Annotated in this window: 1 protein-coding gene; it reads left to right on the top strand. The window is 68.9% G+C overall.

All coding sequences use genetic code 11. The features are described 5' to 3' along the window. Window positions 1–460: hypothetical protein (locus tag G3I71_RS47280; RefSeq protein ID WP_164325117.1), on the top strand; the 460-nt coding region annotated here is incomplete at both ends.

Genomic DNA, 460 nt, shown 5'->3' with positions numbered 1-460 from the left:
CGGCAGCACCGCGTTCGACTACGCATCGTCGACCCGTGTGTGGGACGCGAAGGCGCACACGGCGATGCGGGTGGACCTGCCGGACGGCGAGCCGCATCGCGACTCGCGCGACGCAGTCTGCTGGCTCAACGACGCCCGGGCGATGCGGGATTGCATCGAGCTCCAGGGGCTGGGGTTCCTTGTCGCAGAGGGCCTGTCCGGGCTTGACACGACGGGCGAGTTCAAGGCGTGGAAAAAGGAACTGGGAAGCAGCGGGGGGAAGGTGCGCGAGTACGTGCCGAGCACGGGGCACAGCCGGCTGAGGAAGGCGTCTTTCACGCCGCTGGAGCTGCGGGCCGTCTGGATCGAGGGCCTTCTCGATCTCCGCCGGGCGATCACTGCCGGGTGGCTCAGCCAGTCCGCCCAGCCCAACTGGGAGGGCACCGTCGCGCGCAATGACAAGTTCAAGGCCCGGTTCGCG

Origin of the sequence: Streptomyces sp. SID12501 (assembly GCF_010550245.1) — a bacterium.
GTDB lineage: Bacteria > Actinomycetota > Actinomycetes > Streptomycetales > Streptomycetaceae > Streptomyces.
The sequence above is the reverse complement of the archived record's forward strand: the minus strand, read 5'-3'. Positions and strand labels throughout refer to the sequence as shown.